This window comes from Lactobacillus nasalidis (genome assembly GCF_016587775.1).
Taxonomy (GTDB): domain Bacteria; phylum Bacillota; class Bacilli; order Lactobacillales; family Lactobacillaceae; genus Lactobacillus; species Lactobacillus nasalidis.
The window spans coordinates 1-4,977 of the sequence record NZ_BOCG01000263.1; the positions used below are offsets into that span (position 1 = coordinate 1).

4 protein-coding genes are annotated in these 4,977 nt (G+C 54.3%); all 4 read left to right on the forward strand.

Going from position 1 to position 4,977, the window contains the following annotated elements:
• Positions 1-1,025 (forward strand): carbamoyl phosphate synthase small subunit (locus tag lacNas_RS04615; protein WP_201346637.1); only part of this gene is annotated, 1,025 nt, incomplete at its 5' end.
• Positions 1,025-4,213 (forward strand): carbamoyl-phosphate synthase large subunit, encoded by a 3,189-nt coding sequence (carB, locus tag lacNas_RS04620; RefSeq protein WP_201331595.1) that lies wholly within the window; start codon positions 1,025-1,027, stop codon positions 4,211-4,213. The genes lacNas_RS04615 and carB, both read left to right, overlap by 1 nt.
• A gap of 68 nt (positions 4,214-4,281) precedes the next feature.
• Complete coding sequence (locus lacNas_RS04625) at positions 4,282-4,563, forward strand: ACT domain-containing protein (RefSeq protein WP_201331594.1); 282 nt, start codon at positions 4,282-4,284, stop codon at positions 4,561-4,563.
• On the forward strand, positions 4,563-4,977 hold a 415-nt coding region (locus lacNas_RS04630; protein ID WP_201346638.1), incomplete at its 3' end, for a DUF711 family protein. The genes lacNas_RS04625 and lacNas_RS04630, both read left to right, overlap by 1 nt.

Here is a 4,977-nt window from a genome sequence, read left to right on the forward strand (position 1 = left end):
GCTCTTATGCCGGCGACGGCATCGGGGCCATGACGACCGCCACTGGCGAGCTGGCCATTCAGACCAGCAACTACGGCTACCAGGAAGTGCTGACCGATCCGACCAATGCCGGCAAAATCATTGTTTTTACCACGCCGATGATCGGCAGCAACGGCATCAACGCAGTGGACTATGAAAGCATCCAGCCCAGCGTGCGGGGCGTGATCGCCAATGACGTTGCCTTAAACATTACCGATAATGACACCTTCCAGTCGCTGGGCGACTTTTTGAAGGAGAAGGGAGTGCCGGCAATTTTCAACGTCGACACGCGTGCTCTGGTCAAGAAGCTGCAGAGCCTGGGACCCTTGAAGGCCTCGATCATGGACACCAATGACGCGCATGCCTTTGACCAGATCAGGGCCCTGGTCCTGCCTAAAAACAAGAGCTCCCTGGTTTCGACCAAAAACGCCTATGCTGCCCCGAACGTTGGCAAAACGATCGCGATTATCGACCTGGGGCTCAAGCACTCGATGCTGCGGGAGCTTTCTTTAAGGCAGGTCAATGCCAATGTCCTGCCTTATAACGCGACGGTTCGCGATATAAGGAGCCTGCGGCCTGACGGGATCATCATTTCCAACGGCCCCAGCCAGGCCAAGGAGGTTCTGCCGTATTTGCGCGAGATCCTGGATGAATATCTGGGCAAGCTGCCGATCTTGGGCGTTGGCCTGGGCTTTTTGGCCATTTCTTCCTATCTGGACCTGAGCCTGGTGGACCTGCCGCAGTATCAAAATGGCACCAACTTCCCGGTGATCAGCCAGACCAGCGGCGAAATCTGGCAGACGGCCATGAACATCGGCCAACTGGTTCTGCCCGACGACACGGCCATGACCTTCAATGAAGAATATTTCGACCTGCACAATGAACTCCTGGCCGGCTTCAGCAATGACAAAATGCAGCTTCTGGCCGTAGCCTTCAACCCTGAAGGCGCGCCGGGAACGGCTGACGCCCAGGTGATTTTTGACGACTTTTTGAAACTGGTGAAATAATGCCCCGTGAGAATGATTTGAACAAAATTCTGATTATCGGTGCCGGTTCAGCCTTGGTTGGCAACGTGGCCAACACCGACTTGCTGACTAAAAACGCGATTGAGGCCCTGCTGGAAGAAAACATCCAGGTAGTGCTGGTCAATCCGAATCCGGCCAGCGTGTCAACCGACCCCTTGCCAGGGCTGACGGTCTATCTGGAACCGATGACGCTGGACTTTTTAAAACGGATTTTGCGCATGGAAGAGCCCGACGCGATCATGACTGCTTTTGGGTCTTTGATGGCCCTGGACGTGACCAAAAAGCTGCAGGCTGACGGAATCCTGCATCAGATGGGAATCCGGCTTTTGACGATCAACGAGAAGAGCATTTCCATGTCCAATCCCCAGAAGCGGACCCGCTTTTTGGAAAACCACCAGCTGCCAATCGGGCAGACCTGGTTTCTGGACAATTTGGGCCTGAAGTATGATGAGCACCTGCAAGAGCAGCTGGACAACAAGCTGTCTTTCCCGATCCTGCTGACCAAAAAATATTATTTTGAGCGGGACAAGCACATCAGCTTCAAGAGCAGCCGGGACCTGGCCCAGTACCTGCGCCAGGAGAGCCAGGACCATGACTTCCGCCCGGGCAGCTACCGGATGACCGAAGACCTGTCCAATTGGGAAGAAGTCATCCTGGACCTGCTGCGCGATGAAGACGGCAACCTCTGCTTCGTCGGGGCTACCGGTTCCCTGGAGCCGGTGGGGATTGATTCCGGCGACTCAGTCTTGATCAAGCCCTTGCTGACGATGAACAACGACCAGATTCAAGTTTTGCGGGCGCAAGCGGCCAAGATTGCCGCCGAGCTGCAGCTGGTTGGCTTTTTGAGCGTCCACTTTGCCGTCAGCCACCGGAAAACGGAAATGGTCTACAAGTTGCTGGCCGTCAAGCCGCGTTTGACCAGAACGGCCGTTTTGGACCAGAAGACCAGCCTGTATTCAATCGGCTACGTCCTGGCCAAGCTGGCCATTGGCCTGCGGCTGAGCGAAGTGACGGATCCGGCAACCGGCCTGTGCGCGGCGATTGAACCAGTTTCAGATGCCGTCAGCATCAAGATCCCCTATTGGTCTTTTGCCAAGACGGGCTACAACCACTACCAGCTGGGCAAGCACACCCAGTCAACCGGGGAAGCCGTCGGGATCGGCCGGAACTTTGAGAGCGCCTTTTTCAAGGCACTGATTTCCAGCAACGATCTGGAGGTCATGTGGTCAGCCTTTGTGGCTGAGCGGGGCAAGAGCGATGAAGTGATTCTGGAGGACCTGTGCCATCCTAACGAAATGCACTTGGTGCAGCTGCTGGCTGCTTTAAGCCAAGGCATTGACTACCAGGCCTTAAGCAGCGTCTTCAACATTCATCCGGTCTACTACCAGAAGCTGAGATACCTGGTCAAGATCGGCCATGACATCGCCCATGCCAAGGACCTGGACCATGACCTGCTGCTCAAGGCCAAGATCCGGGGCTTCTCCAGCGACCTGCTGGCCAAACTGACCAACATGGACGTTCACGACATTTTTCCCCTGCTTAACGAGAAGGACGTCCGGCCCTCGTTTTCGGCAATCGATGACAGCGCCGGCGTCTACCCGGCCAAAGTCAAGGTTTATTACCAAAGCTACGGGGTGGAAAGTGAACTGAAACTGAGCCCGGAAACAAAGAAAAAGGTGCTTGTTTTGGGGATGCCGCCTTTCCAAGTCTCGGTAACCAGCGAGTTTGACTACATGCTCTATCATGCCTTGTCCGCCTTGAAGGCCGAGGGCTACGAGACGGTCTTGTTGTCAAACAACGCCGAATCGGCATCGATGGACTACCGTCTGGCTGACCGGGTCTACTTTGAACCGATCAACCTGGACAGCATCATTACGATCTGCGAAGAAGAGGGGATTACGGACGTCGTCACCCAGTTTTCGGGCAAACAGGTTTCAGCCTTGCGCCTGCCGCTGATGAGCCACGGACTGAGGATTTTCGGCCAGCATGAAATTAACCGCCTGCTGCCGATCAGCCATCTGGACACTTCCAAAATTTCCGACGTCAAGCGGGTGCCGTATCTGGCGACCAGCGACTACCAGGCAGTACTGGCCTTTGTGGCCCAGGTTGGCTACCCGGTTTTGGTTGGCGGCTACCACAAGAAGAGCAAGCAAAAGTCGGCTGTTGTTTACGATCAGCCGGCCCTGGAAAAGTATTTCCGGGAGAACCAGGTGGACGACTACACGATCTCCCAGTTCATCTCGGGAATGAAGTACGAGATCACGGCGATTACCGACGGGCAGGACGTGACCATCCCGGGAATCGTGGAGCACTTAGAGCAGTCAGGCTCGCATGCTTCAGATTCAATCGCGGTTTTCGGCCCCCAGTACCTGTCCAAAGAACACGCGGAAAAGCTCAAGCAGGAGACCATCCGCCTTATCCGGAGCTTCAAGATCCGCGGGATTTTCAACCTGCACTTTTTGATCAAGGGCGCCGAGATCTACCTGCTGCAGATCAAGACTTACGCGGGTCACAACCTGGCCTTTTTGTCCAAGTCCATGAAAAAAGACCTGGTCGAGTACGCGGTCAAGGTGTTGGCAGGACATGAGATCAAAGAGCTGGGCTGCCCCAACGAAGTTTGGCCGGTTGATGAGTTTATTCACGTCAAGATGCCGGTCTTCTCCTACCTCAACTACAGTTCAGACAATACCTTCGACTCACGGATGAAGTCGTCTGATGCCGTAATGGGCCGCGATAGCCGCCTGGCCAAGGCCCTGTACAAGGGCTATGAAGCCAGTGACCTGCACATACCGAGCTATGGCACGATCTTTTTCTCAGTCAGCGACGAGGAAAAGCAGGAGGTAGCCAATCTGGCCAAGCGTTTCGCGCGCCTGGGCTTCAAGATCACGGCCACCGAAGGGACTGCCAATATTTTGGCTGAAGCCGGTATTACGACCGGGGTGATTGCCAAGATCCAGGAAGGTTCGCGGAATCTTTTGGAAAGAATCCGCACTCACCGGATCGTGATGGTCGTCAACGTCGTCAACCTCTCCGACTCGGCAGTCGAAGACTCCATCAAGATCAAGGACCAGGCTCTGAACACGCACATTCCGGTCTTTTCAAGCCTGGAAACCGTGCAGCTGATCCTTGATGTTCTGGAATCGCTGGCGCTGACTACCCAGCCAATTTAAAAGATGATATACTCAAATCATAAGTTTTTAATTTAAATCAAATTTTACTCGCTAGCAGGAGGCACGCGATGAGAGCAATTTTGACAACCGTTGGTCAGGACAAAACTGGGATTATTGCCGGCGTAAGCAGCTTTTTGGCTGAAAAAGACATCAATATTCTGGACTTGTCCCAGACGATCATGAACGGCTACTTTACGATGATGATGGTCGTTGACGTCAATGACGAGGCAAACTTTGCAGAGCTGAGCACGGACCTTACGGAACTGGGCAAGCACCTGGGCGTTGAAATCAACATCCGCAATGAAAAGATGTACGCGGCCATGCATGAATTAAGCGGAGGTCTGGAATAATGGACTTACGGCGGATTATGGAAACGGTCAATATGATCGACAACGAAAACCTGGACCTGCGGACAACGACGATGGGGATTTCGCTTTTGGACTGTATTGACTCAGACAGTGACCGGGCCTGCCAGAAGATCTACGACAAGATCACCAGCAAGGCTGAAAACCTGGTCAAGGTGGCCAGAGAGCTGGAAACCGAATACGGGATTCCGATCGCCAACAAGCGGATCACGGTCACCCCGATTTCTCTGATCGCCGCCGCATCCGGCGACAGCGACTACGTCAAGTACGCGGTCACTTTGGACAAGGCAGCTAAGGCTGTCGGCGTTGACCTTATTGGCGGCTTCTCGGCTTTGGTCCACAAGGGTTACCAAAACGGCGACCGGGTGCTGATCAAGTCGATTCCAGCCGCCTTAAAGG